Annotated in this window: 25 protein-coding genes; 11 read left to right on the forward strand and 14 right to left on the reverse strand. The window is 50.3% G+C overall.

Going from position 1 to position 24,623, the window contains the following annotated elements; translation table 11 throughout:
• Window positions 1-26: 26 nt before the first annotated feature.
• Complete coding sequence (gene trmJ, locus FM042_RS05725) at window positions 27-818, reverse strand: tRNA (cytosine(32)/uridine(32)-2'-O)-methyltransferase TrmJ (protein ID WP_143235206.1); 792 nt, start codon at window positions 816-818, stop codon at window positions 27-29.
• A gap of 172 nt (window positions 819-990) precedes the next feature.
• On the opposite strand from trmJ, the gene suhB reads away from it, so the two are divergent.
• Entirely contained in the window at window positions 991-1,791 is an 801-nt protein-coding gene (suhB, locus tag FM042_RS05730; protein ID WP_143235208.1) for an inositol-1-monophosphatase, read from the forward strand.
• A 106-nt stretch (window positions 1,792-1,897) separates the two neighbouring features.
• Here suhB and FM042_RS05735 read toward each other — a convergent pair whose 3' ends face one another.
• The 11 genes from FM042_RS05735 to rppH form a co-directional block, all read right to left on the reverse strand.
• Window positions 1,898-2,065: a DUF3545 family protein gene (locus FM042_RS05735; RefSeq protein ID WP_143235210.1), complete on the reverse strand. Its 168-nt coding sequence runs from the start codon at window positions 2,063-2,065 to the stop codon at window positions 1,898-1,900.
• Window positions 2,066-2,185: 120 nt separating this feature from the next.
• Window positions 2,186-2,836, reverse strand: a complete 651-nt coding sequence (gene ung, locus FM042_RS05740; protein WP_143235212.1) for a uracil-DNA glycosylase — start codon at window positions 2,834-2,836, stop codon at window positions 2,186-2,188.
• 595 nt (window positions 2,837-3,431) lie between these two features.
• Window positions 3,432-5,234 (reverse strand): DUF1302 domain-containing protein, encoded by a 1,803-nt coding sequence (locus FM042_RS05745; protein ID WP_143235214.1) that lies wholly within the window; start codon window positions 5,232-5,234, stop codon window positions 3,432-3,434.
• 191 nt (window positions 5,235-5,425) lie between these two features.
• Window positions 5,426-6,358 (reverse strand): electron transfer flavoprotein subunit alpha/FixB family protein, encoded by a 933-nt coding sequence (locus FM042_RS05750; RefSeq protein WP_143235216.1) that lies wholly within the window; start codon window positions 6,356-6,358, stop codon window positions 5,426-5,428.
• A complete protein-coding gene (locus FM042_RS05755) occupies window positions 6,355-7,104 on the reverse strand; it encodes an electron transfer flavoprotein subunit beta/FixA family protein (protein ID WP_143235218.1) in 750 nt (249 codons plus the stop codon). Before FM042_RS05755 ends, FM042_RS05750 begins: the two co-directional genes overlap by 4 nt.
• 204 nt (window positions 7,105-7,308) lie before the next feature.
• Window positions 7,309-8,097, reverse strand: a complete 789-nt coding sequence (tcdA, locus tag FM042_RS05760; RefSeq protein WP_143235220.1) for a tRNA cyclic N6-threonylcarbamoyladenosine(37) synthase TcdA — start codon at window positions 8,095-8,097, stop codon at window positions 7,309-7,311.
• 27 nt (window positions 8,098-8,124) lie between these two features.
• Entirely contained in the window at window positions 8,125-8,958 is an 834-nt protein-coding gene (locus FM042_RS05765) for a thymidylate synthase (protein ID WP_143235222.1), read from the reverse strand.
• A 2-nt stretch (window positions 8,959-8,960) separates the two neighbouring features.
• A complete protein-coding gene (gene lgt, locus FM042_RS05770) occupies window positions 8,961-9,866 on the reverse strand; it encodes a prolipoprotein diacylglyceryl transferase (protein WP_143235224.1) in 906 nt (301 codons plus the stop codon).
• Between the two features lie 20 nt (window positions 9,867-9,886).
• On the reverse strand, window positions 9,887-10,678 hold the full coding sequence (locus FM042_RS05775; RefSeq protein ID WP_143235226.1) for a sulfite exporter TauE/SafE family protein: 792 nt from the start codon (window positions 10,676-10,678) through the stop codon (window positions 9,887-9,889).
• Window position 10,679: 1 nt separating this feature from the next.
• The gene (gene ptsP, locus FM042_RS05780; RefSeq protein WP_143235228.1) at window positions 10,680-12,953 is read right to left on the reverse strand and encodes a phosphoenolpyruvate--protein phosphotransferase; all 2,274 of its coding nucleotides are present in this window, start codon (window positions 12,951-12,953) and stop codon (window positions 10,680-10,682) included.
• A gap of 3 nt (window positions 12,954-12,956) precedes the next feature.
• Entirely contained in the window at window positions 12,957-13,472 is a 516-nt protein-coding gene (gene rppH, locus FM042_RS05785) for an RNA pyrophosphohydrolase (protein WP_143235622.1), read from the reverse strand.
• 167 nt (window positions 13,473-13,639) lie between these two features.
• On the opposite strand from rppH, the gene mutH reads away from it, so the two are divergent.
• Together mutH and FM042_RS05795 are read left to right on the forward strand one after the other, a co-directional pair.
• Window positions 13,640-14,344, forward strand: a complete 705-nt coding sequence (mutH, locus tag FM042_RS05790) for a DNA mismatch repair endonuclease MutH (RefSeq protein WP_143235623.1) — start codon at window positions 13,640-13,642, stop codon at window positions 14,342-14,344.
• 50 nt (window positions 14,345-14,394) lie between these two features.
• Window positions 14,395-15,099, forward strand: coding sequence for a DUF2982 domain-containing protein (locus tag FM042_RS05795; protein WP_143235230.1), 705 nt, complete (start codon window positions 14,395-14,397; stop codon window positions 15,097-15,099).
• Here the strand turns inward: FM042_RS05795 and FM042_RS05800 are convergent.
• A complete protein-coding gene (locus tag FM042_RS05800; RefSeq protein ID WP_143235232.1) occupies window positions 15,092-15,826 on the reverse strand; it encodes an EAL domain-containing protein in 735 nt (244 codons plus the stop codon). The two genes, FM042_RS05795 and FM042_RS05800, sit on opposite strands and share 8 nt — an antisense overlap.
• A 191-nt stretch (window positions 15,827-16,017) precedes the next feature.
• Between FM042_RS05800 and FM042_RS05805 the strand changes: the two genes are divergently transcribed.
• From FM042_RS05805 to arcA, 6 genes are all read left to right on the forward strand, one after another.
• Window positions 16,018-16,473: an ATP-dependent zinc protease family protein gene (locus FM042_RS05805; RefSeq protein ID WP_185960713.1), complete on the forward strand. Its 456-nt coding sequence runs from the start codon at window positions 16,018-16,020 to the stop codon at window positions 16,471-16,473.
• Window positions 16,470-17,375: a 30S ribosomal protein S6--L-glutamate ligase gene (rimK, locus tag FM042_RS05810; RefSeq protein WP_143235234.1), complete on the forward strand. Its 906-nt coding sequence runs from the start codon at window positions 16,470-16,472 to the stop codon at window positions 17,373-17,375. Before FM042_RS05805 ends, rimK begins: the two co-directional genes overlap by 4 nt.
• 36 nt (window positions 17,376-17,411) lie before the next feature.
• Window positions 17,412-18,443 carry a succinylglutamate desuccinylase/aspartoacylase family protein gene (locus tag FM042_RS05815; protein ID WP_143235236.1) on the forward strand — a complete coding sequence of 344 codons (1,032 nt, stop codon included), beginning with the start codon at window positions 17,412-17,414 and terminating at the stop codon, window positions 18,441-18,443.
• Window positions 18,444-18,458: 15 nt separating this feature from the next.
• The gene (locus tag FM042_RS05820) at window positions 18,459-19,490 is read left to right on the forward strand and encodes a class I SAM-dependent methyltransferase (protein WP_143235238.1); all 1,032 of its coding nucleotides are present in this window, start codon (window positions 18,459-18,461) and stop codon (window positions 19,488-19,490) included.
• On the forward strand, window positions 19,450-21,174 hold the full coding sequence (locus tag FM042_RS05825; protein ID WP_143235241.1) for a sensor histidine kinase: 1,725 nt from the start codon (window positions 19,450-19,452) through the stop codon (window positions 21,172-21,174). Before FM042_RS05820 ends, FM042_RS05825 begins: the two co-directional genes overlap by 41 nt.
• A gap of 124 nt (window positions 21,175-21,298) precedes the next feature.
• A complete protein-coding gene (gene arcA, locus FM042_RS05830; RefSeq protein ID WP_143235244.1) occupies window positions 21,299-22,042 on the forward strand; it encodes a two-component system response regulator ArcA in 744 nt (247 codons plus the stop codon).
• A 17-nt stretch (window positions 22,043-22,059) separates the two neighbouring features.
• On the opposite strand, the gene FM042_RS05835 is transcribed toward arcA, so the two are convergent.
• A complete protein-coding gene (locus FM042_RS05835; RefSeq protein ID WP_143235246.1) occupies window positions 22,060-22,413 on the reverse strand; it encodes an Hpt domain-containing protein in 354 nt (117 codons plus the stop codon).
• 187 nt (window positions 22,414-22,600) lie between these two features.
• Between FM042_RS05835 and folE2 the strand changes: the two genes are divergently transcribed.
• A complete protein-coding gene (folE2, locus tag FM042_RS05840) occupies window positions 22,601-23,524 on the forward strand; it encodes a GTP cyclohydrolase FolE2 (protein ID WP_143235250.1) in 924 nt (307 codons plus the stop codon).
• Window positions 23,525-23,579: 55 nt separating this feature from the next.
• The gene (locus tag FM042_RS05845) at window positions 23,580-24,614 is read left to right on the forward strand and encodes an adenosine kinase (RefSeq protein WP_143235252.1); all 1,035 of its coding nucleotides are present in this window, start codon (window positions 23,580-23,582) and stop codon (window positions 24,612-24,614) included.
• The last annotated feature ends 9 nt before the right edge of the window (window positions 24,615-24,623 follow it).

A 24,623-nucleotide genomic window follows, 5' to 3' on the forward strand; every position in this document is an offset into this window, starting at 1 on the left:
GGTTGTCCTCAGCTCAGGTTTCGGAATTAGTGATTTTCGCCGTCTTGGCTTGTCGTAGAATCTTGTTGCTCGTGAAGTGTCACAGACGCACCTGAAGCCCGCTCTACCGACGCGAGCACGCCGCGCAAAATATTCAGTTCGTTTTTCTCGGGGCGGGCCCGATTAAACAAACGACGTAATTTGGTCATCACCATGCCCGGGTGTTTACGAATAATAAATCCAGTTGCCGCCAATGCCCGCTCTAAATGATTATAGAAGCCTTCGAGGTCTTCATGTAGCGGATAGTCTTCACTAATCCCTTGGGGGGCCTGTTCAGGGGCTTCTTGCGTAGCCAATGCTGCCATCCGCATCTCATAGCTCACGGTTTGCACCGCCATCGCTAAATTCAATGAGCTATAGTCAGGGTTTGCCGGAATATGCACATGAAAATCCGCCATTTGCAGTTCTTCATTGGTTAATCCGCTCGCCTCGCGACCAAAGATAATCGCCACCTTTGCGCCCGATACGGCTTCTTGAATACCTTTCACACCCGCTTCCCGAGGCGTTAATTGCGGCCAATCAAGGGTACGATTACGGGCGCTTGTTGCCAGTACCAACGAACAATCCGCCAACGCATCCGCCAAATTATCCATAATCGTAGCATTGGCGAGTACATCGGTGGCACCTGCCGCCAATGCCTGAGCCTTACCTTCTGGAAGTTCTTCGGGCTGCACTAACACCAATTCGTGAATGCCCATCGTTTTCATAGCGCGAGCTGCCGAGCCAATATTACGTTGGTCGGTGGTACCCACGAGAACAACACGAATTTGATTTAACATAGGTCTTCTACCCTTATTGTTAGCATACTGGGAGCCCAGAAACGTCGCTAAAATGCTCAATTTAAAATCCGCGGGAGAATAGCACAGCACACCCTTCATTGCATCTGCCTGCTAATTTGCATATAATCACGCCGATTTTTTAATCTGCTCTTTGCCAGTACAGGAACCTCCCATGCATGCAATGTTAAATATTGCGGTGCGCGCTGCACGTGCAGCCGGCCGTGTTGCGATGAAATCGTTTCAGCAACCAGACCAAGTCGAATTTGCTGAAAAAAGTCTGAATGACTTTGTCACTAACATCGACAAAGCCTGTGAACAGACCATCATCTCAACAATCCAAAAATCTTATCCTGATCACGGCTTTCTCGCCGAAGAATCGGGAGAACATCAGGCGCAGGGAGACTACCTGTGGGTAATTGATCCCATCGATGGCACCACCAATTACATGCGCGGAATTCCGCACTTCTGTATCTCAATAGCACTTATGCATAAAGGCATCACGCAGCACGCTGTGGTGTACGATCCTGTGCGCGAAGAAATGTTTACCGCAAGCCGCGGCGCCGGTGCTCAATTAAATGGTTATCGTATACGGGTATCACCGCGCAAAGACCTCGAAGGCACCTTATTAGCCACAGGCTTCCCATTTAAGCTCAAGCATTTACTGCCTGACTATCAAAAAGTCTTTAATAAGTTTTTTGAACAAGCCGCAGACGTGCGTCGTGCCGGTTCCGCCGCCCTTGATTTAGCTTATGTAGCTTCTGGTCGCGTGGATGGATATTGGGAAGCGGGATTGCAGCTGTGGGATACCGCCGCGGGTGAGCTACTCGTGCGTGAAGCAGGTGGGGTCGTAACTGATTTTGGTGGTGGTATGAATCACCAGAAATCAGGCAACATCGTAGCGGCATCGCCTCGGGTATTACAAACCATGGTCACGCAGATGCGCCCCTTGTTACCTAAATCACTATTAAAGTAGTCAACGCACCGCGCTGGTTCGAAGCTTTCTATACAAGCTGACCAGCTACTGCGTATCCTACTTTATTGACAGATACAAAAACGCCGGCATTAGCCGGCGTTCGTTTTTAAAATTCTAAATCGTCTACGTCTAAGTCGTAGGTGTAGTCGATATCCATGAGTTCTTTTTCTAAGCGTTTACGTTCTTTTAGCGCTTCAATCTCACGCCATTTCCGCTTTGCCCGACCCTTACCTGACTTCTCAGATGCGTTGCTGAGTTCTTCCGTATGGTTCATGAGCTCCCCCTATTTGAACATCGCTGTTATATTTTTGTTAGCGCCTACACATAGTGCCACAACGAGGGTAAATGTAAAGCAAAATTGTTGCACATATGTGATCACACTATCACATTTGCGTTACCAGTTGATGGGCGCACGACCCTGCTCCTGCAGCCATGCATTTGCCGCTTTGAAGTGCCCGCAGGTTAAGAACCCACGGTGCGCCGAAAGCGGCGAGGGATGCACCGATTCCAATAGCAGATGACGGTTCTGATCGATATGCTCGCCGAGTTGCTGGGCATGCTTGCCCCACAACATAAACACCATCGGTTGCAGCTCATTTAAGTACGCCAAAGTCGCCTTAGTAAATTCCTGCCACCCCCACTTCGCATGCGCTCCTGGGCTGCTGTCTCGCACCGTCAGCGCCGTATTCAATAACAACACCCCCTGCTGTGCCCAGGCCGTTAAATCGCCATGCTGCGGGATAGCGAAGTTTGGATAGTCGTGTTGAATGGCTTTATAAATATTCTTTAAGCTCGGCGGCGGCCTGATGCCCGCGGGCACCGAAAAAGCCAAGCCATGGGCCTGCCCCGGCTGGTGATAGGGATCTTGTCCAAGAATCACCACTTTCACCTGATCTTTAGGGGTTAATTCAAAGGCACGAAATACCTGTTCTTTGGGCGGATAGATCGGCACATCCCCCGCCCGCTCGGCCAACACCCGATCCCGCAGCTCGCGAAAATACGACTTCTGCCGCTCTTGCTCAAACAACCCCTGCCAAGATTCCATCCATTATTCCTCGTTATCACAACCACACCCATAGGTTATATGAGTTCGCCATCGTAGCCAACGCGGTTGAGGCTGATCTAGCACGGGCGTGGGCCAACGCGCTGCGTTGGGTACGGGGGCTAGTCTGGCGCGGGGGTGGGATAAGTCACGTGGGGGTGTGCGCGGCAGGGATGCCGCGCCCAAGCCTACATGGATGTATTCACGGCGTCCCCCGCGGGGCTTTCCCACCCCCGGGCCTTTTCTGGGCGTGGGCCAACGCGGTGCGTTGGGTACGGGGTTTAGGGCGGGGATAGCCCTCGCCCTGAGCCCTATAGTGGCACCAGGCCAACGCGGGGCTTTCCCACCCTCGGGCCTTTTCTGGGCGTGGGCCAACGCGGTGCGTTGGATACGGGGGCTAGTCTGGCGCGGGGGTGGGATAAGTCACGTGGGGGTGTGCGCGGCAGGGATGCCGCGCCCAAGCCTACATGGATGTATTCACGGCGTCCCCCGCGGGGCTTTCCCACCCCCGGGCCTTTTCTGGGCGTGGGCCAACGCGGTGCGTTGGATACGAAAAAGGCCTCCGAGATGGAGGCCTTTTTTAAGCTTGTGCGGTGGTTTAGAAGGATACCGAGAAGCTAGCTGAGATATGATCCCGATCTTGCATTGGATCGTAGTCTGCGCCTTGGTAGCGGTTATAACCCACAGTCACCCGGTATTTGTTGCTCATGTAGTTTGCGTCGAGCAACAGACCTAAGTTTTGACGACCTTCGATGAAGTTTGCGTTCGGCGAGTAACCTTTAACATCGTGGTTCCATGCGATTGTTGGGTTGATGTTCCAGCCCATAAACGCATTCGAGAAGTTAAAGATAAAGCGCGTCCGGTAACCCCATGAGAAGCTCGTTACAAAGCCATCACAGTTCATGTCTGCCGTTGGGCTTGGATTCCCTAGCGCCATTTGGTCAGCACGCGTTAAACACTTGCCATATACCGGGCTACGACCGAAACGCTGCTCGTCGAGACCGGGTAAATCAGACACATAGTTCGCACCGATTTCACCGATAAACGTCATGCGGTCAGAACCCCACAGACGCTCAAAGAAGTTAATAAATGTTGTTTGTGCTTGCCACACTTCCAACTCTTCATAACCCCGTGCACGATTGCCTACTGCGTTGCCATCAGGGCGTGCTTCAATGATACGCGGCGTAAAGGTGCTTGGTACGTTTGGACGCAAACCAGCCGTCAGGATTTCAGTGGTGTTAATTTGCACCGCTTGATTTGGACGGTAGCTCACTTCACCAGCCCATGACCAGTCGCTCAATGTGGTACTGAAGCTCACACCTACGATCTCGTTGTCTTCAGGGTATTCCGCAAAATACTCTGGACCCAACTGTGACACGATGTTGTTACTAAAGTTGTTGGTGCGCCAGTCATATGCAGAAATGATAGGGGTGGTGTTATGCACGTTCATGTAATAGAAGCCGAACTCCGTGTCCAGATCCATTGAATAGTAACGGGCAGAAATACCATAAGAACCTGTGTTGCTCGCTTCGATATCTTCAGCCCGGGTTAAGTAAAAACCGGCTTCAACAGACTCGCGGTCACTTAAGAACCGACCTGGCGCGACTTCTGGGTTTAAGGTTACTTTGTTACAACCTGGGCCACCCAAAATATCGACTGTTGAGAAGAAAGTACCGCAACCGTCGAGTTTGGTGTTATCCCACTCGAATTGCCAGAACGCATCTAAGCTCCACGCATCGGATAAACCGATAGACGTGCTCACCATACCTACCGGCAGCAATGCTTCACGCACTTCCGCACCAGGGCGGCGGGCCGCGTTCACGTCGAGCGGGTTAATTGAGTTCACACCATTGAAGATAAAGGTGCTTTCACCCCAGCTCAGTACCTGACGACCTACACGCAGATCCACAGGTGTGTCACCTAAATGGAAGTTCGTGTAATAGAAAGCGTCCAGTAAGTTGATCCCTTTCCCTTTTGAATAATCATCAAAAGAGTCTGCATCAAGGCGTGAGTCTGGGAAGTAATTTGTACCCGTATGACCGTGTGGAACGCCTTCGCGCTCGAGTACAGCATCATACCAGTAGTTAAAGCGAACAAAGAAACCACCTGAATTTTGAGTGCGGATATCCACATCGTGAATACCACGGAAAACCCAAGCTGTTAGGTCACCCCGATCGAAGTTCAGGTTACCATCATCGGCAACACCCGATTGCCCCAATCCACCTTCGTAGTTGCCCGGATGCAGCACTCGATTGTCTCGAGAGCCTACCCGCCAAGTTGCCCCAACCGAGAAGGTTGAATCAAAGTTAACTTCAAACGGACCTGCGGTAAATTCTGCAGCCTGTGCAGGCATTGCGATTGCAAGTGCGACAGCAGAGGCAAGAGGGAGTTTTTTAAACATAGTTGTTTTTCTTTTCATTGTTGTTGCCACCTATCCTGCGTACCCCGAACGGGAGTCCTTGGCTAATGACTGTGCAAAAATCATGTCTGATAACTTGCAATTTCGCAAGTATTTACACCCATTTAACCAACTTTTTTGTAATACTTTATTAACAAGCAGGTTAGCAGAGGACCGACCTGCTTGTCACGCAGTTAAGATAAAGCGTTTTCCAACTCCGGTAATGCGTCGAATAAATCCGCCACCAAACCGTAGTCTGCGACCTGAAAAATAGGCGCTTCTTCATCTTTATTGATTGCGACAATCACCTTGGAATCTTTCATTCCGGCGAGGTGTTGAATCGCACCACTGATCCCCACTGCGATGTATAACTCAGGCGCGACAATCTTACCTGTCTGGCCGACTTGCATATCATTCGGTACAAAACCTGCGTCGACAGCGGCACGTGATGCCCCAATCGCGGCCCCCAATTTATCCGCTACTTTTTCAAGTAACGCGAAGTTTTCACCATTTTGCATCCCGCGACCACCGGAGATAACGACACGTGCCGAGGATAAGTCCGGACGCTCAGAAGCGGCAACTTGCTCCGCCACATAGCGAACTTTATCGGATTCAAATACGGCGTCGAGAGCGTCTACGGAAGCGCTACCACCTTCTGCTGCTACGGCGTCAAACGCCGTTGCGCGCACGGTAATCACTTTAATGGATTCGTCGGATTTCACGGTAGCAATCGCATTACCCGCATAAATCGGACGACGGAAGGTATCGGCTGATTCCACGCTAATAATGTCAGAGACTTGCGCCACATCGAGTAACACGGCAACGCGTGGCATAAAGTTTTTACCGGTTGTCGTCGCAGGCGCAACGACGTGGCTGTAATCTTTTGCCAGGCTCACCACTAAAGCACTAATGTTCTCTGCCAGTTGGTGGCCATAAGCCGCATGGTCTGCACACAATACTTTGGCAACGCCGGCCGCTTTTGCCACTTGGTCTGCAACCGCTGCACATCCTTCACCAGCCACCAATACATGAATATCATCACCCATGGCCTGTGCTGCGGTTAATGTTTTCAGAGTCGCAGGATTGAGTTCTTTGTTGTCGTGTTCGGCAATCACTAAGATGCTCATAATACTTTCGCCTCGTTCTTCAGCTTGTCGACCAGTTCTGCAATATCCGCCACTTTTACGCCGGCACTGCGCTCAGCTGGGGCTTCCACTTTCAGAACCGACACTTTCGAGCCCAGCTCTACACCTAAGCTTTCCGGCGTTTTCACATCCAAAGGCTTGCGCTTGGCTTTCATAATGTTTGGCAATGACGCATAACGGGGCTCATTCAAACGCAGATCGGTGGTGACAATCGCAGGCAGAGTCAGCTCGATAGTTTGTAAGCCACCGTCGACTTCTCGGGTTACATTCACTTTGTCGCCATCCACTTGCACTTCAGAGGCAAAAGTCCCCTGAGGCATATCCGTGAGCGCTGATAACATTTGACCGGTTTGGTTGTTATCTGAATCGATGGCTTGTTTACCAAGAATCACTAGCTGTGGTTGTTCTTCGTCGACTACTTTGTGCAGTAGCTTTGCTACCGCAAGGGAATCGGGCATGGTATCGGTTTCGATATGAATGCCACGGTCGGCACCTAATGCCAGTGCAGTCCGAATCTGTTCCTGACAGGCTTTGGGTCCAATCGATACCACCACCACTTCTTCGGCAGTGCCTTTTTCTTTTAAACGCACCGCTTCTTCCACTGCGATTTCGCAGAATGGATTCAACGCCATTTTCACGTTACTGAGGTCCACATCGGACTGATCGGCTTTCACCCGTACTTTGACGTTGTAGTCAATGACGCGCTTCACCGCGACCAAGATTTTCATAACTTCTTCCTTCTCGTCATTCCTACGTCGATTCCGACATAAGCGTGCATTATGTAAAAGCGGCCTGCTTGAAACAAGTGATCAGGCGAGAATATAAACAAAAATGCTACATCCGGGTGTCAACTCAAGCTGGCACCCTGTTTTAAATGCGTAGATTCATTTCAGGCGGCGTATTATGGCAGTTTCCGCGCCATTCCTAAACGCCTAAGATGATGGCGTAACCTGAGGTAAGCTCCGTTCCAACAATTTTGCTGCAGCAAAGAGGCCAAAACTAGCAGTGACCATCATGGATGCACCAAAGCCTGTGGCGCAATCGAGGCGCATCGCTTGGCCACCAGGCTTAGCGTAAGACACCGAGCCATCAGCGCCTGGGTAACGCAGCTGTTCCGTTGAAAAAACACAATCAATACCAAATTTACGCTTGGGGTTTTTAGAAAAACCGTGATCACGACGGAGTTGATTACGTACCTTGGCCATGAGCGGATCTTGGGTTACCTTTGCCACGTCAGCCACGGTCAGGGCTGTCGGATCAATTTGCCCGCCCGCACCTCCAGTGGTCACCACTTTGATTTTTTGCCGCTTGCACCACACCAATAACGCGATCTTCGGGCGCACACTGTCAATGGCATCCAAAATACCATCCGGGCGCACTGCAAACACCTCATCGAGGTTGCTTGGGGTGACAAAGCTATCCACCACGCGCACGTTGATGTCAGGATTAATATCCCGTAACCGATCGGCAATCACGTGGGTCTTCTGGCGGCCTATCGTGCTTGTCAGGGCATGGGATTGGCGATTGGTATTACTTAAACAGACGTCGTCTAAATCCACCAAGGTGATCGTGCCTACGCCCGTGCGAGCCAGGGCTTCTGCCGCCCACGAGCCAACGCCACCTAATCCCACAACCGCAAGGTGTAGCTGTTGAATGCACTCCGCTTGAGCGCTTCCATATAAGCGTTCGATACCACTAAAACGACGCTGCCATTCATTCATCACGATTCGTGCCTAGCCTTCACTGAGTTAGATCGCCACTGGCGCTTTAATATGGGGATGAGCTTCGTACCCCACCAATTCAAAATCGTCGTAGGTAAAATCAAAGATACTCTTTACCTGAGGATTCAGTTTCATTGTCGGCAAGGGTAATGGCTCACGGCTTAATTGCAACTGCGCTTGCTCAATATGATTGGAATATAAATGCGCATCACCAAAAGTATGGATAAATTCGCCCAGCTCCAAATCACACACCTGGGCAACCATCATGGTAAAGAGCGCATAGCTCGCAATATTAAACGGCACGCCTAGAAAAATATCAGCACTGCGCTGATATAACTGGCAGGAGAGCTTGCCATCGGCAACATAGAACTGAAACAACGTATGACACGGCGGCAGCGCTTGCTTTCCGGCTGCTGCATTTTCTTTTGGCGACATGGATGTATCCGGCAACAACGCCGGGTTCCAGGCGCTAATCAGTAATCGTCGGGAGTCCGGACTACTTTTGATCTGTGCTATCAGTTCTTCGATTTGATCCAGAGTTCCACCTTCTGGCGTTGGCCAGTTGCGCCACATAGCGCCATACACAGGCCCTAAATCTCCGGAGTCCGTGGCCCAACCGTCCCAAATACTCACGCCATTCTCTTTTAGGTAACCAATATTGGTGTCGCCTTTCAAAAACCACAGCAATTCGTGAATGATCGAACGTAAATGACATTTTTTGGTGGTCACTAAAGGAAAGCCGGCGGCTAAATCGAAGCGCATTTGGTATCCAAAAATGCTCCGCGTACCAGTGCCCGTGCGATCTTCCTTTACGCTTCCATTCTCTAAAACGTGGCGCATCAAATCGAGATACTGTCGCATAGTTAGCCCTTTTTCCGTGTTTTATTTTTATTTGTTTTGTTGTTACTCAGGGAATCTTTCGTTGCTTGCCCTTTGCCTTTTCCCGATCCCTGCGTGGGCTCACCGCCACCGGCAGGAAGAGGCCCAAAACGCCCCTGATAAGCCAAGACCATCAGCAAAATGCCAGCAATGACCATCGGGATGGATAACCACTGCCCCATGGTAAAGAGACCCAAGGTACCTAAATGCGCATCCGGTTCTCTAAACAACTCGGTAACTAGGCGTGCGCAACCGTAGCCAACTAAAAATAATCCACCAACTGCACCTACCGGACGCGGTTTGCGCGAGAATGCCCAAAGCACAACAAATAATACCAAACCTTCGGCAAAAGCTTGATAAAGTTGCGATGGATGACGGGGCAACGGCCCTCCTGTTGGAAACACCATCGCCCAAGGGACATCGGCAACGCGGCCCCATAACTCACCATTAATAAAATTGCCGATGCGTCCGGCACCTAATCCTACAGGGACCAACGGTGCAACAAAATCGCCGACACTTAAAAATGAGCGGTTAGTTTTCCAAGCAAAAATAAAAATCGCGGTAATGGCCCCAATCAAGCCCCCATGAAACGACATACCGCCTTCACTGAAGCGGAACAAATACAACGGGTCTTGCATCAAGGTTGGGAACTGGTAGAACAGCGCATAACCGAGACGACCGCCAACAATCAGGGCAATAAATCCCCAAAACAACATGTCCTGCCACGCTTGGCGACTCCAACTGGGATCCCGATCCGCTTGCCGATTCCCCCACCACAGGGCAAAACCAGCGCCCACTAAATACATGAGTCCATACCAATGAAGCTGAAGCGGTCCAATTGCGATAGCGACTGGGTCCCAGGCTGGGAATTGGAGGTGATCTGAGTTCATGCAGCGTCCTTTAATCTCGACTAAGTCATAAATAAATGCACAGCGATGGATATTAACAGAATGGCAAAGCCCCGTTGTAGATAACGCACTGGCAAGCGGTGGGCAATAGCTGCGCCCACCCGTGCAAATATCGCTGAAGTCGCCACAATGGCGAGCCATGCCGGCAAATACACGTATCCGATGAGCCCTGGGATACGACCCTGTTCGAGGGCAGGTGCCGCGAACATGTAGGTGGCAGTCCCCACTGCCGACAGGACTACACTCGTAACCGCCGCCACAGCAACGGCGTTACGCATGGCCACTTGATAAAAGTGCAACAAGGGCACCACTAAGGCCCCCCCGCCTATCCCTACCAAAGCCGATACGACACCAATCACACTGCCCCAAACCCTGACTAACCAGAGGATCGGCTCACCTTTAGGCTTATGCGGCGTATGCTTCCAAATCATGCGGACCGCCAGCAGTGTCAAAATCACCGCAAAAATTCGCTGCAACACCTCGGCGGGTAAACGGGTGCCTAAATACGCGCCGAAAAAACCACCCAATAGCAAGGTCGGAAGTAGCAACTTTACCCAGGGCCATTCCACGTAGCCGCGCTTGGCATGCGCTCGGGCTCCCGATAGCGTGGTGACCATTATGGTTGCGAGGCTGGTTCCAATCGCCGTGGGCACCACAATACTTGCCGGCAATCCAAGGCTTGGCAGCAAATAGATCAGCAGCGGCACAATCAACACTCCGCCACCAATGCCCAACATGCCCGATAGGAGCCCCGCAAAAACGCCTGCGAGAACACATATCAGTAGGCTGATCATATTATTTCCCTGCGCGTACGAAGCCGCCTAAACCAAGGGCTTCAAGTTTCATCGTGACCAATCGGCGCACTTGGTCTGGGTGGGAACAAGAGAGCGCTTGGGTGAGAAGTACTTGCAATACTTTGCTGTCGACATGACGCAAAATCCAGCGAATTTTATCCAAGTTATGGGTGCTCATCGACAAGGTGCGATAGCCCATGGCAACCAATAAGAGCGCTCCGCCGGGGTCGCCGGCCATTTCACCACACACACTCACTGGCTTTTGTATCTCAGCACAGCGCGTGGCGATATGCTGCAAGGCATGCAACAACGCCGGGTTATAGGCATCATACAGGCCTGCCACGCGCGAATTATTACGATCAACCGCGAGCAAGTACTGCGTTAAATCGTTCGTACCTACGGAGAAAAAGTCGACTTTGCGCCCTACGGCATCTAACTGATACAAGAGCGCAGGCACTTCTACCATCACCCCGACCTTGGGCCGTTGGATATGCAGTACGCGATCTTCTTGGGCTAACTCATTGCGCACTTCAAAGTAGGCTTGGTTGATCAGGCGTGACGCCTCATCCACTTCATCGAGGGTGGTCACCATAGGAAGCAAGATTTGCAAGTTGTCCAAACCAATGTTGGCACGCAGCATGGCGCGTACTTGCACCAAGAAGATCTCGGGATGGTCGAGGGTCATACGAATCCCGCGCCAGCCCAAAAATGGATTTTCCTCTTTAATCGGAAAATACGACAGCGGCTTATCGCCGCCAATATCTAAGGTTCGCATCACCACCGGCACATCTCGGTGGGTTTGCAGGGTTTGGCGATATAATTCGTGTTGTTCTTGTTCTGTGGGGAAACGCTCGCGCATCATAAATGGGATTTCAGTGCGATACAGACCAATACCTTCGTAGTGGCCCCAACGCTCATGCCCATGATCAACATTCAACCCGGCGTTGACCTGCAAGCTCACCCGAATTCCGTCTTCGGTTTCCGCTGGTTGATCGCGGTCTTCAGCAACTTTCTCCGCCAGTTCCTGCTCTTCACCTCGCAACACTTCGTATTCTTCGAGCAGTTGCGCGGGCGGGTTAATAAATACATCGCCGCTGTAGCCATCAACGATTAAGTGCTTCTCAGATAAATAAGTAAGCGGCACATCGGTTAATCCGAACACTGCAGGAATTCCCATACTCCGAGCCATAATAGCGGCGTGGGAGTTGGAGGAGCCATGCAATGAAATTAAACCTTGGAGGTTATCCCGCGGAATCGCCGCAAGCATACTGGCGGTTACTTCTTCGGCCACCAAAATACAGGCATCAGGGAAGCTTTGCGGTTGACCATTACGTTCTTGCAAATGAGAAAGAATCCGCTGCCCAAGATCGCGAACATCCACTGCTCGCTCTTGTAAGTAGGGATCATCGAGGTCTTCAAATTGGGCAACGAAATCTTCCACCACCATTTTTACGGCAGTTTGCGCCATCCACCCATCTTTGATTTTTTTCTCTACCGCATCACCCAAACTGGCTGCATCAAGCATGCCTTGGTACACATCAAAAATAGCCAAGGTATCTTCGGCGACGTAAGCGGCCACTTGTTTTGCAAGATCGCGTAACTCCATGCGGGTTTGCAGCACGGCTTTACGGAACTTGTGAATCTCACGCCAAGGGTATTCAGTGCGCCGCGGCACCACCGAGCTGAGCTTCGCCGCAGGCTTACCAATAAAGGCCTCACCAATAGCGACACCTGGCGCACCTGCCAAACCTGAGAGGTTTCTGAGCCACGGTGAGTAGTGGCCACTCACTAACCCTTTCGCTTCAGCGTGGGCAATTACCGCAGCCAGCTGGGCTGCTAGAGTTACGACAAAGGCTTCTTCCTCTCCGGAAAATGCCCGCGCTTGTTTCTGCTGTACCGCTAATACACCTAGTACTTTACGTTGGTGAATAATGGGTGCCACGAGCATGGCGCGGTAAGCTTCTTCGCCGACCGATTCAACCAGTTTAAAGTTGGGATGCTCTGCGGCATTCGCGATATTGAGGGGTTCTTCACGTTGCGCGGCAAGGCTTATCAAACCTTCGCCAAATTCCAGGCTAACGCGCTGATCCGGCGCTAGTTGTAAGCCTTCAGTGGCCATGAGAACAAATTCGCGCTGTTCATGATCGGCAAGGTAAACACTACACACATCACTGCCTAACGCGGCGCGCACACGCTGGACAATAGCTTCCAAGGCCGTATCCAAATCCGGCGCTTGGTTCACCACTTCCACTATGCGCTGCAGCGTCGTCAGCATAAGTTATCGCTTTCGTTTATGACGTTTGGAACGAGCTTTATGCCGGAATGGCATGGCGATAGGAGCAAACTCCTTCATCACGCGACGATAGACATCACGCTTAAATGAAACAACTTGTCGCACCGGGTACCAGTAACTTACCCAGCGCCAACCATCGAATTCCGGGTGCCCAGATTGCAGCACGTCCACTTCAGATTCGGCACAAGTCAATTTTAGCAAAAACCACTTTTGCTTTTGACCGATACACACAGGCCGAGCACCTTTTCTCACAAGTCGCTTAGGTAACCGATACCGATACCAGGTGCGACTTGTGTATACGATTTCAACTTGCTCTGGGCGAAGCCCTACTTCTTCGTAAAGCTCCCGAAACATGGCTTGCTCAGGCGTTTCACCATCATCAATACCACCTTGCGGAAATTGCCAACTTTGCTGCCCAAATCGTCGTGCCCAAAATACTTGCCCATGCTCGTTACATATCACTATGCCGACATTCGAACGATATCCCTCGGCATCTATCACGCGAGCATCCTCTTTAATTTCTCTATGTACTGATTCTTCCACAAAGGGCCGCTCGCGGCAAATATCTTCACACGGTGCTAACATCTTTTCGGTTTTGTTGCGCCTGCATCCAAGACTTCATACCATGCACAGATGACAGAACCATGTATGCCACTTTCACTATACCCATGAATCGAGGAATTGCTCTGAAACAGCCACAACAGATTCCGCACAGCTTAGATGAACTGATGCAACGTGCCCATCAGCTCACCGGCTATACCCTTGGCGAACTTGCCACCAACTTGGGGTGGCCGGTTCCAAAGGATCTGCGCAGCGCCAAAGGCTGGACTGGACAGTTAATAGAAGCCTGCCTCGGCGCGAGTGCCGGGTCGAAGCCAGAACAAGATTTTCCCGAACTCGGTGTGGAGCTGAAAACTATTCCAATTACCCCGGAAGGGAAACCTTTGGAAACCACCTACGTGTGTATCGCACCCTTAACCGGGCTTAATGGCGTCACGTGGGAAACATCCAATGTGCGCAATAAATTGCAACGGGTATTGTGGATTACCGTGGATGGTCGCCGTGAGCAACCGCTCGCCGAGCGCCTCGTTGGCGTGCCTATTTTATGGACACCAACTCCGGAGCAAGAGGCCACGTTAAAAGCCGATTGGGAAGAAATTACCGAAGCCATTGTTTTAGGACGTGTCGAACAGATTACTGGGCGCCATGGTATCGCACTGCAACTACGCCCCAAAGCGGCCAATAGTCGCGTCGAAACTCAAGGAGTCGGACCTGACGGTCAACCCATTCGCACCCTGCCACGGGGCTATTATTTAAAAACAAGTTTTACCCAAGCACTGCTGCATGAAGCCATCGGCGTTCGTGTGGAGTAACCCCTAAGGGACTTGGCTCGCTATGCACATATAAAGGTGATTACACTGCTATGAATGAACCACAACACACGCCTCTGCCTGAGCAAATCGTGCAGCCGCAAGCCAAACGCAATGGCTTAGTGCTCACTATACTCGGCGGCACCCTGTTTATTGTCACCCTTAGCTTGAATGCGATCTTTAGCGAATTTCCCATGGCTTTTTTGTTGGCAGGTACCGGCTTTGCGCTGGTGACACTGGCTCTCGGGGTCGGCAAATTGATTGAGCCGCCTGCATCCTTGGTTATGAATCCGCGCCATATTGTGTATCAGCACCGCAAAGGGCAATGGCAACTCAACTGGGATAATATTTTGCGCTTTGATGTGCCCCGCATTCAACGTGGCTTAGATATGGTGGAAATCCCCGTGATTGGGTTTCGTGTCCACAATTACGATGAGGTTCTCGCTCATATAGATAAACGCATGGCCGTGCACATTCTATTGGAACAGCGCCAGCTTATGGTAGTGGCGCTGCGTTCGCAGTTTCCGGACTTGGAAGACTACACTCAGTATTTTGACGTGCCATCACGATATAAAACTGAGTCAGGCATGATATACGATGGGGTGCTGGCGTCCTTCGGACAGCGCATGCAGCACATGCGCGAGTTGCTTGGGTATGATTTATTTATTTCCGAAAACGCCCTCGACCGCTCCTCTCACGAGTTTATCGCGCTACTCCATGAGCTCCAGCAAACTCGGCAGGAGCATCTCCCTACTTAGCATAAGGACTCACTAATTGCTCTACTAGCGGTTTGGCAAAGTAATAGCCTTGCATCAAGTCGATGCCTTGATCGAAGAGATAGCTATATTCGTCTTGGGTTTCCACACCCTCCGCGATGATGACAATATCCAGCTCGCAAGCAACTGCGAGGATGCCTTTCAGAATAATTTGCGATACACGGCGCTCGTGAATATTGCGAATCAATGCCATATCGAGCTTAATAATGTCTGGCTGAAAATCTGCCAGTAAGTTGAGCCCGGCATAGCCTTCACCAAAATCGTCGATGGCCGTGAGCAGCCCGTGTCGTTTATAGGCTTCAAATACTTCCACCAACAACGCATAGTTCTCGATCTTTTCGTGCTCAGTGACCTCAAAAATAATATTTTTATGAGGAAAGTTCAGCTTCTTTGCGGTACGCAGGGTACGCTCTAGACAGGTTTCCGGTTCGTAGATCGCATTTGGCAGGAAGTTAATACTGAGCTTTTCCTGAATGCCCAACCGAGACGCGGTTTCTATTGCTGTCACACGACACGTTTGATCGAAACTATAAATATTATCGGAGTTCACGCGCGACAGAACTTCGCCGGCGCCTTCCCCGTCGCTGCCCCGCACTAAAGCTTCATAAGCATAGACTTCGCGCGTCTGCACACGCACAATAGGCTGGAACGCCATTTTGATATCGAATCCCGTCGACTGGTAACAATTGCACTGATTGCAGACAGACATATGTTTCACTCCGTGATGTTTTGCGCTAAATTTGCCGTATATGTGTTGTTCTTTCCCATGAATTCACGTCAATTTTTAAAGCATTATAAACACAACAATGTGTCAATTGCCCGACTGTAAGTCGATATGAATCATAAGCTACGGAAACGCGACCATGCGTTTTCCGGATCAGTTGAAGGAGAGTTTTTCGCGTGAGCGACACCCAACACCCCGAACAAATTACCGGTTGGCGCGAGTGGCTAGCCTTGCCCGAACTGGGTATTTCCGCGATTAAAGCGAAAGTAGATACAGGTGCACGCACCTCGTGCTTACATGCCTTTCAACTTGAGCCCTTTACCCGCGATGGCGAGGAATGGCTAAAAATATGGGTACATCCTATTCAAGATGACCTCACCGAACACGTGTGTGAAGCAAAAATCCTGGAACAACGGCAAGTGACCGACTCCGGCGGCCATAAAGAAATGCGTTACGTGATTAAAACCCCAATCCAAGTAGGATTTGGGTCACAGGCGCAAACATTTTCCGCTGAACTGACGCTGACAAACCGTGATACAATGAAATTTCGTATGCTTTTAGGGCGGCGCGCGTTAAACGGACGCTATTTAGTCGATCCCGAAGCTTCATATTTACAAGGAAAACCAGCATGAGAATCGGTATTCTCTCGCGCAATAAAAATCTCTATTCCACCCGTCGTTTGATCGAAGCGGGAGAAGCACGTGGTCATGAAATGCACGTACTCGACCCATTGCGTTGTTATATGAACATCAATGCAAAAGAGCCGGAGATTCATATGCGTGGGAAAGAGCTACCGGTTTTTGATGCAGTGATCCCACGTATTGGTGCGTCCATTACCTTCTACGGGACTGCCGTGTTACGTCAATTTGAGATGATGGGCACCTATCCTCTCAATGAATCCGTAGCCATTAGCCGCAGCCGCGATAAATTACGCTCGTTGCAATTGCTTTCCCGCAAAGGTATTGGCTTGCCGGTTACGGGCTTCGCAAGTAAGCCATCTGACATTCCTGATTTGATCGATATGGTCGGCGGCGCACCGCTGGTGATTAAATTACTCGAAGGCACCCAGGGTATTGGTGTGGTGTTAGCGGAAACCCGAAAAGCTGCGGAAAGTGTGATCGAAGCATTTATGGGACTCAATGCGCACTTTATGGTGCAAGAATATATTAAGGAAGCCGGTGGCGCCGATCTGCGCTGTTTTGTCATTGGCGACAAAGTCATTGCGGCTATGAAACGTCAGGCAAAGCCCGGTGAATTCCGTTCGAATTTGCATCGTGGTGGTAGCGCAACCTTAGTGAAACTCAGTCCAGCTGAACGAGCAACCGCAGTGAAAGCAGCAAAAACCATGGGGTTAAACGTGGCCGGTGTGGATATACTTCGCTCCAATCATGGCCCATTGGTGATGGAAGTGAACTCCTCGCCTGGCCTTGAGGGGATTGAAACTGCGACCGACAAAGATGTCGCGACACAAATCATTTCCTTTATTGAAAAAACGGCACAACTTCATAAAACCCGGACCAAAGGACGAGGCTAATATCCTCGTTCGCTGTGTTTGTTCAGGATACGCATCATGGCACGTAAACGCGCTCAAGCTTTTGAACTCGGGGAGCATCGTATCGCCCCCGGGACGCAAGAACGTGTGCTGCTTCCCGCAGCACGCTTATATAGTGACACCCCCTTAGATTTGCACGTCGAAGTGTTGCATGGCACCAAGCCAGGGCCTGTTTTGCTAGTATGCGCGGCAATCCATGGGGATGAGCTCAATGGCGTTGAAATTTGCCGGCGCTTAATACAAATCGTTGACCCAAAAACCCTCACCGGCACCCTGCTACTGGTACCCGTGGTAAATATGTTTGGTTTTATTCAACAAACACGTTACTTACCCGACCGTCGGGATTTGAACCGCTGTTTTCCAGGCTCTGAACGTGGCGCCTTAGGAAGCCGTTTAGCATTTTTGTTTCGCACCCAATTAGTTGAGCGCGCGACCCATATTATCGATTTGCATACCGGTGCGATTCACCGCAGTAACCTGCCACAAATTCGCGTGAATCTCGATAACGAAGAAGCCACGCAGATGGCAGAGGCCTTTAATTCGCCGGTAATCATGAATGCTAAAGATCGCGATGGCTCCTTGCGTTCACAAGCCGCTGAATTAGGCGTTCCATTAATTCTATATGAAGCTGGCGAGGCACTGCGCTTCGATTATTCAGCAATTCAAGCGGGCGTAAACGGCGTCACCAACGTGATGAAGATGCTCAAGATGATGAAAGGTCGTCGCACCCGGAAAAAAGTAACACCGGTTGTTGCCCAGCGTTCCGTGTGGGTACGTGCGGAAGCAGACGGCTTGGTGTTGCACAAAATTGAACTAGGCGCCACCGTGACCCGCGGTCAAGTGCTGGCGCACATCGCACCACCCCACGGTGGTGAACAAACAGGTATTTATGCGACCGTAAGTGGCATTGTCATTGGTGTGAGTAATATCCCCGTCAGCCACGAAGGTGAAGCCCTATTCCATATTGCATGTTTCGATCCTGATGAAATTCCCTACGCGACCGAGATGGTCGACACATTTGTTGAAGCTTACAACGACCGACCAAGTTAAGGCGCTATTGAAACGATGAAACGAAGTGATTATGCCAACATGATCGATGCTGCTGCCCAGTTAATCCTGCGGCAATCCGAATCTATTCATGGCAACAAGCTTTTGCTGGTTAATCCCGCAGCCGACACTATGGATGGATTGCGCGATGCATGGCCTGAGCGCAGCTTGCTCAGTTGGAGTTTGCACGCACGCAGCCACAACGCAAATGACGTAACAGACTTCTTTACGGCGCATTTAACAGAACCACTGGATGTCGATGGTGTAATTGTATTTTTGCCTAAGGAAAAAAAACTAGTCGCGATGTTGATGGCCAATCTTGCAGCCGTTGTGCCAGCAGGCACACCACTTTGGTTATCGGGTCATAAAGATACTGGCATTAAGTCGCAACTTAAAATTACCCATCCGGGCTGGTCACCATTTACCAAGTTAGCGAGCGGCAACCATTGCCAATTAGTACAAACCCAGTTGAATCAATCCCATGATTTCGATCCTGAAGCCTGGTATCAGGTGTATTCAGTGCCCACACCCGGTGGTGCTCTCAACGTCACTACCATGCCAGGGGTATTTAGTGCCGACCATTTAGATGCCGGCACCGAACTCTTGCTGGCTAACATGCCCTCATATGTTGGGGGCCGCGTTCTGGATTTCGGGTGCGGTGCTGGAGTGATCAGTGCTTGGCTGGCAAAGAATACCGGTGTTAAAGAACTCTTTGCCATTGATGCAAGTCCCTTGGCCCTTGCCGCAACGGCCCGCACCTTAGCCTCGTTTGAGGTTCCCCATGAATGTATTGGTTCCGACGGACTAGCGCAAAGCCCACGACGTTTGGATTGGATTATCACTAATCCTCCGTTTCATACGGGCAAACAAATCGATTATCACATTACGCGAGAATTTATTCAGAAAAGTCGCCAATGTTTACGTAAAAATGGAACCCTCCTGCTGGTAGCCAATCGCTTCTTACCGTATCGTGATGTTTTAGCAGACACCTTTAAAAAGGTGGATACCATTGCTGAAAACTCTCGGTTTATTGTATGGAGAGCTTGCTAACGTGGCCGTGCAGCAACCATCCCCGATAGGCACACATAACGCACGATACCGTTGGTCTTTGGCCCAACGTTTGAATGTGATCGTCACGGGAATTGTTGCCCTTGCACTACTGATATTCATCGGCATGACCACCTTGTGGTTATCCGATTCCGAACGAACCCAATTGGCGGAAAATACCAACGCGGCTGCGATGCGTTTGGCACAACAAGTCGCCGAATCGGATCTATCGTCAGAGCAATTACAACGTATCTTAAACGACCTTGCTACCCACGAGTTTGTTCAGCATGCGCATATCTATGTGTATATTCCGAACGACAACCGTTTTAGCTACCGTGCGAGCTATCACCATTCCAGCGCCAGCCCGTTACCTTCCCAAGAAGACTATTTAGTTGATGAACCGGTGCGTACTTTTGGACGTGATTACTTTGAAGTGGCCATGCCGGTGGTCGGAAACCGTGATTTACTCGGTGCAGTGCTGGTGCGTTCATCCTTATCCCATGTCCAATTCCAATTTCAACGTCACTTATGGTTGTCTTTGGGGGTATTTTTGGTGGTGATGATTAGCGTGTCCCTTGGCCTTCGTTTTTTTATTCGCGGAATGGAGTCAAATATCCATAAATTTACGCGGGCTGTGGCGAGCGCGAGTCAAAATAACGACGAGTCATTGCAACATGTGCACTATCTACCAAGTGAGTTTTCCGAGTTACGCTATCAAATCCGCCGTTTGTTGGAAAAATACCGCCACGAGCAGCGCTACTCCGAGCATGCTAGTAACCAAGCCCGCACCATGCGCGAGCGTATGGAACAGGAAATTGGGGAACGCACCGAGGCGTTGCTTGATGTGAATCGGAAGCTCACCAAAGCACTCGAAGAGCTGCATCAGTATCAACGTAAACGATTAACAGAAGATAAACTGGCCTCCTTGGGCGAGCTCGTTGCCGGCATTGCTCATGAAATGAATACACCACTAGGTACTGCCATTACCGCCACGAGCTTGCTGCGCGAACAACGGGAAATACTTGCTGAACGGGTGCAAGAACAGAGCCTGACTACCGAACAGATGCAAGGGTATTTGCAGCGCACCGACGACAGTATTCAAGTAGCGGACCGCAACCTTATGCGCTGTGCCGATCTGATTCAGCATTTCCAACAATTGGCGATGTTTAATCGCAATGACACACCACGGGAAGTGGATTTGGCGGTGTGTGCGCAGCGAACTATTGAGCGTGTTCAGGATGCGCTAAGCATTCCCGAGCATGTTTCGATTCAACTTGAATGTGCCGCCAATCAACGCGCAGTTGTGCGTCCTTTGGTTCTCGAACAAATTTTGCTAGAGCTAATCGAAAACTGTATTCGCCATGCCTCCATACGGGACAAAGACGATCAGCCGCTGCCATTACATATTGGAATTCATATAACCTGTGATCCCAATTATTTAACGGTTCGGGTTGCGGATGACGGACGTGGCATTGATCCTGAATTATCTGCCCGTATTTTTGATCCTTTTGTAACCTCATCTCGCTCAAAAGGGGATAAAGGTCTCGGGTTATTCCAAGTATATAACTGGGTGACTCACCTGCTACACGGCGAGGTACAGTGCGATACCGAGCTTTGGTTCGATGGATCCGATGATGAACACGGCACATCAATCACTCTCTTTATTCCAGTGGAACCTACACCTTAGATTAGGGTCTGTAGACAGAGTGATGGTAAAATAAACAGGCGCTTGACTTGCTTTATTCGCGCATAAAATCATATTCTTATATAATCAATACGATGCTAGCGCCACGCGGAGAACATATATCAGCATGGAACCAAAAAATAACGTCAGACTTTTAATCGTCGAAGACGAAGTGGTGACGCGCCAAACTCTAACGCGATTGTTTCAACAAGAGGGTTACGAGGTCTTTGATGCCGCAGATGGTCGTCAGATGGAACACATCATGGCGCAACAACCCATCGATATCATTATTATGGATGTGAACCTGCCTGGGCAAAGTGGTCTAGAGCTCGCCGAATCATTGCGTGAACAAGACAATATTGGCTTAGTTTTCCTGACTGGTCGAGACAGTGATGAAGATCGTTTATTGGCCCTTGAATTGGGTGCCGATGACTATCTGATTAAGCCGTACAACCCTCGGGAACTTACCGTGCGTGTGCGCAATTTAGCGCGCCGCATTGAGCAGATTCGCCAACCCAGTGATTCACATGTGGAAGGTAGCCGTCAGTTTCACTTTAATGGTTGGGTACTCGACTGCGACAGTCGTTGCTTGTATTCACCCGATAAAAAAGTATTCCGCTTACCGAAAAGTGAATATCGTGCCTTGGAACTTTTCCTGACCCAACCCGGAAAAATCCATGATCGCGACACCTTAGTGCGAAAAATGTTGGACCGCGAATTGCGTCCGAATGACCGTACGGTAGACGTTGCTATCCGCCGTATTCGCCGTCACTTTGAAGCGCATCCGGATACGCCCAATTTAATCACCACGATTCATGGTGAAGGCTATCGTTTTGTGGGTGACGTGTCCACCAAGATAGCCGACGAATAATGAATCATGCTTGTCCGCTAGGTTTGGTTGGCTAACCAGGCCTTAGCGGCGGCAATATCTTCATGCATCATCGGCCCCCAAGCTGAAACGCGCGCTTCCAGTTGCGCCATAGTCCATTGTTCTTTCTCTATAACTTCCATCGATTGCCCCAATCGAATAAACCCCAACGAACGGCAACTTCCTTTCATTTTATGAGCGCATTGGCGAATTGCCGTCTCATTTTCAAGGCCCATCAAGCCATGTAACTCCTGTAAATACTGGGGACACATACTCTCAAAGGTTATGAAACTTGCAGCAATCCCTTCTTTTCCAAGGATTTCCACGTATTGTTGAAGTAACTCTGTATCGAGTTGGGCGTCTTTACCTTGCATAAATCCAAATGCCTCTTCACCTGCGTATAGATGACTGTACTATACGCCGACTTGACCTAATTTTCTGCCTATGTGCAATAGCTTTACTGAAGAGGGTGAAGCATACCCCAATTTTGAGGTATAATTAGCGGTCATATTTTCGACAAATGCGCGGTCACTTGCGCCAACGTGGACGGAGAAGTATTGCATGCCGACTTCTATGCCGGATATCGCAAACCAAGCCCAAGCTCAAACCGAGGGAAGTCTCGATTGGGTAGGGATGAGTAACATTGAAATGCCTGTGATGATTGCCAGCGAAGCTGGGTTACCACAGCAAGTAGGCGCACGTATTGAAGCGTTCGTGAGCTTAGACGATCCGAAAGCCAAGGGCATTCACATGTCGCGGTTGTATCTTGCCGTCGATGAGCTCGCTAACGACGACGTGTTGAGCGCGAGTAGCATCCGTCGTTTATTAGATCGCTTTATCGAAACCCATGACGACTTAAGCTCAAAAGCTCGGGTCATGTTTAGTTTCGAATACCTATTGCGTCGCAAATCTTTAGTGAGCGGCAAACAGGGGTGGAAAGGCTATCCAGTGACCGTTGCAGCGACCTTTAATGGTAGCGGCTACGATGTAGAGCTGAGCGTGAATGCCACCTACTCCTCGACCTGCCCATGCTCCGCAGCGTTGGCGCGCCAATTGATTCAAGAAGCGTTCAAGAAACGCTTTCAAGAACAAGAAGTGAGTGCTGAAGAAGTTGCTGCTTGGTTAGGCACGACCGAAGGTATTGTGGCCACGCCACACAGCCAACGCTCGGTGGCGGAAGTAAAAGTAAAACTCAGTAACGACGTCGATATTTTGCCTATCGTTGCGTTGATCGACCGCATTGAAGGCACCCTGAAAACCCCAGTGCAAGCTGCGGTAAAACGGGAAGATGAGCAAGAGTTTGCGCGCTTAAACGGGCAAAACTTAATGTTCTGTGAAGACGCCGCACGCCGTTTGCAGCACGAGTTGAACAAGTTGCCGACAGTACTCGATTTCCGAGTGCGTGTGAATCATTACGAGTCCTTGCATGCCCACGACGCTGTGAGTGTGACAACAAAAGGAATTTCGGGCGGTTATCGTCCGTAATTTGCTGTATACTATCGGGCTCGAAATTCAACCGAAAGCAACGTGAAGCAACGTAATGAAATCTTACGACGTCGTTGGCGTGGGTAACGCCTTGGTGGATCAGGAATTTAAAGTAACCGATGAATTCCTCGCAGCCCACCGCATTGAAAAAAGCATCATGACTCTGTTGGACGAAGCGCAACAGCAACTATTGCTCAAAGAACTGCATAAGCAATTCAAACTGGAAAAACGCGCTGGCGGTGGCTCCGCGGCAAACAGTTTGGTGGCCTTTAGTCAGTTTGGCGGTAAAGCATTTTATTGCTGTAAGGTCGCCAACGACGACGATGGAAATTTCTATCAAGAGGATCTTGAGCGCGCTGGGGTAAAAACCCATCTGGTGAAACAAGACAATGACGGTCACACCGGTAAATGCGTGGTGATGGTGACACCTGATGCAGAGCGTACCATGTGTACCTTCCTTGGCATCACCATCGATTTTTCTACCGACGAGCTCGAAGATGCGGTGGTCGCGGATTCTCATTATTTGTATGTAGAGGGCTATTTGGCCACCTCTGAGATCGCCCGCAATGCGGTGCAAAAAGCACGCACCATCGCAGAAGAAAACAACACTAAGATTGCCCTCACCTTCTCTGATTCATCCATGGTGAAGTATTACAAAGAAGGCCTTGATGAATTCTTGCAGGCCGGTGTTGAAGTACTCTTTTGCAATCAGGAAGAAGCCGAACTATATACCGGTATTGAAGGCTTGGAGCCGGCTATGGATAAGCTACTCGACTATGCCAAGCAAGTGGTGATCACGCGCGGTAAGCACGGGGCACTGATTGGCACTCGGGAACGTCGCATTCAAGTACCGGGCTTTAAAGTGGAAGCCATCGATACCAACGGGGCTGGCGATATGTTCGCTGGCGCCTATTTATACGGCATCACGCAAGGATTAACGCCCGCTCAGGCCGGCACCCTTGCTAGCCGCGCCGCGGCTGAAGTGGTAAGTCATTATGGCCCGCGCCTGACCACAGAGCGCCAACAAGAACTGCTTGCAGAGTTAAACCTGACTCAGGACGTTGACGTCGCGCAAGCCCAAGCGAACTAATTTACATAG

Origin of the sequence: Aliidiomarina halalkaliphila, from assembly GCF_007096385.1 — a bacterium.
In the GTDB taxonomy this organism is placed as follows: Bacteria; Pseudomonadota; Gammaproteobacteria; order Enterobacterales; family Alteromonadaceae; genus Aliidiomarina; species Aliidiomarina halalkaliphila.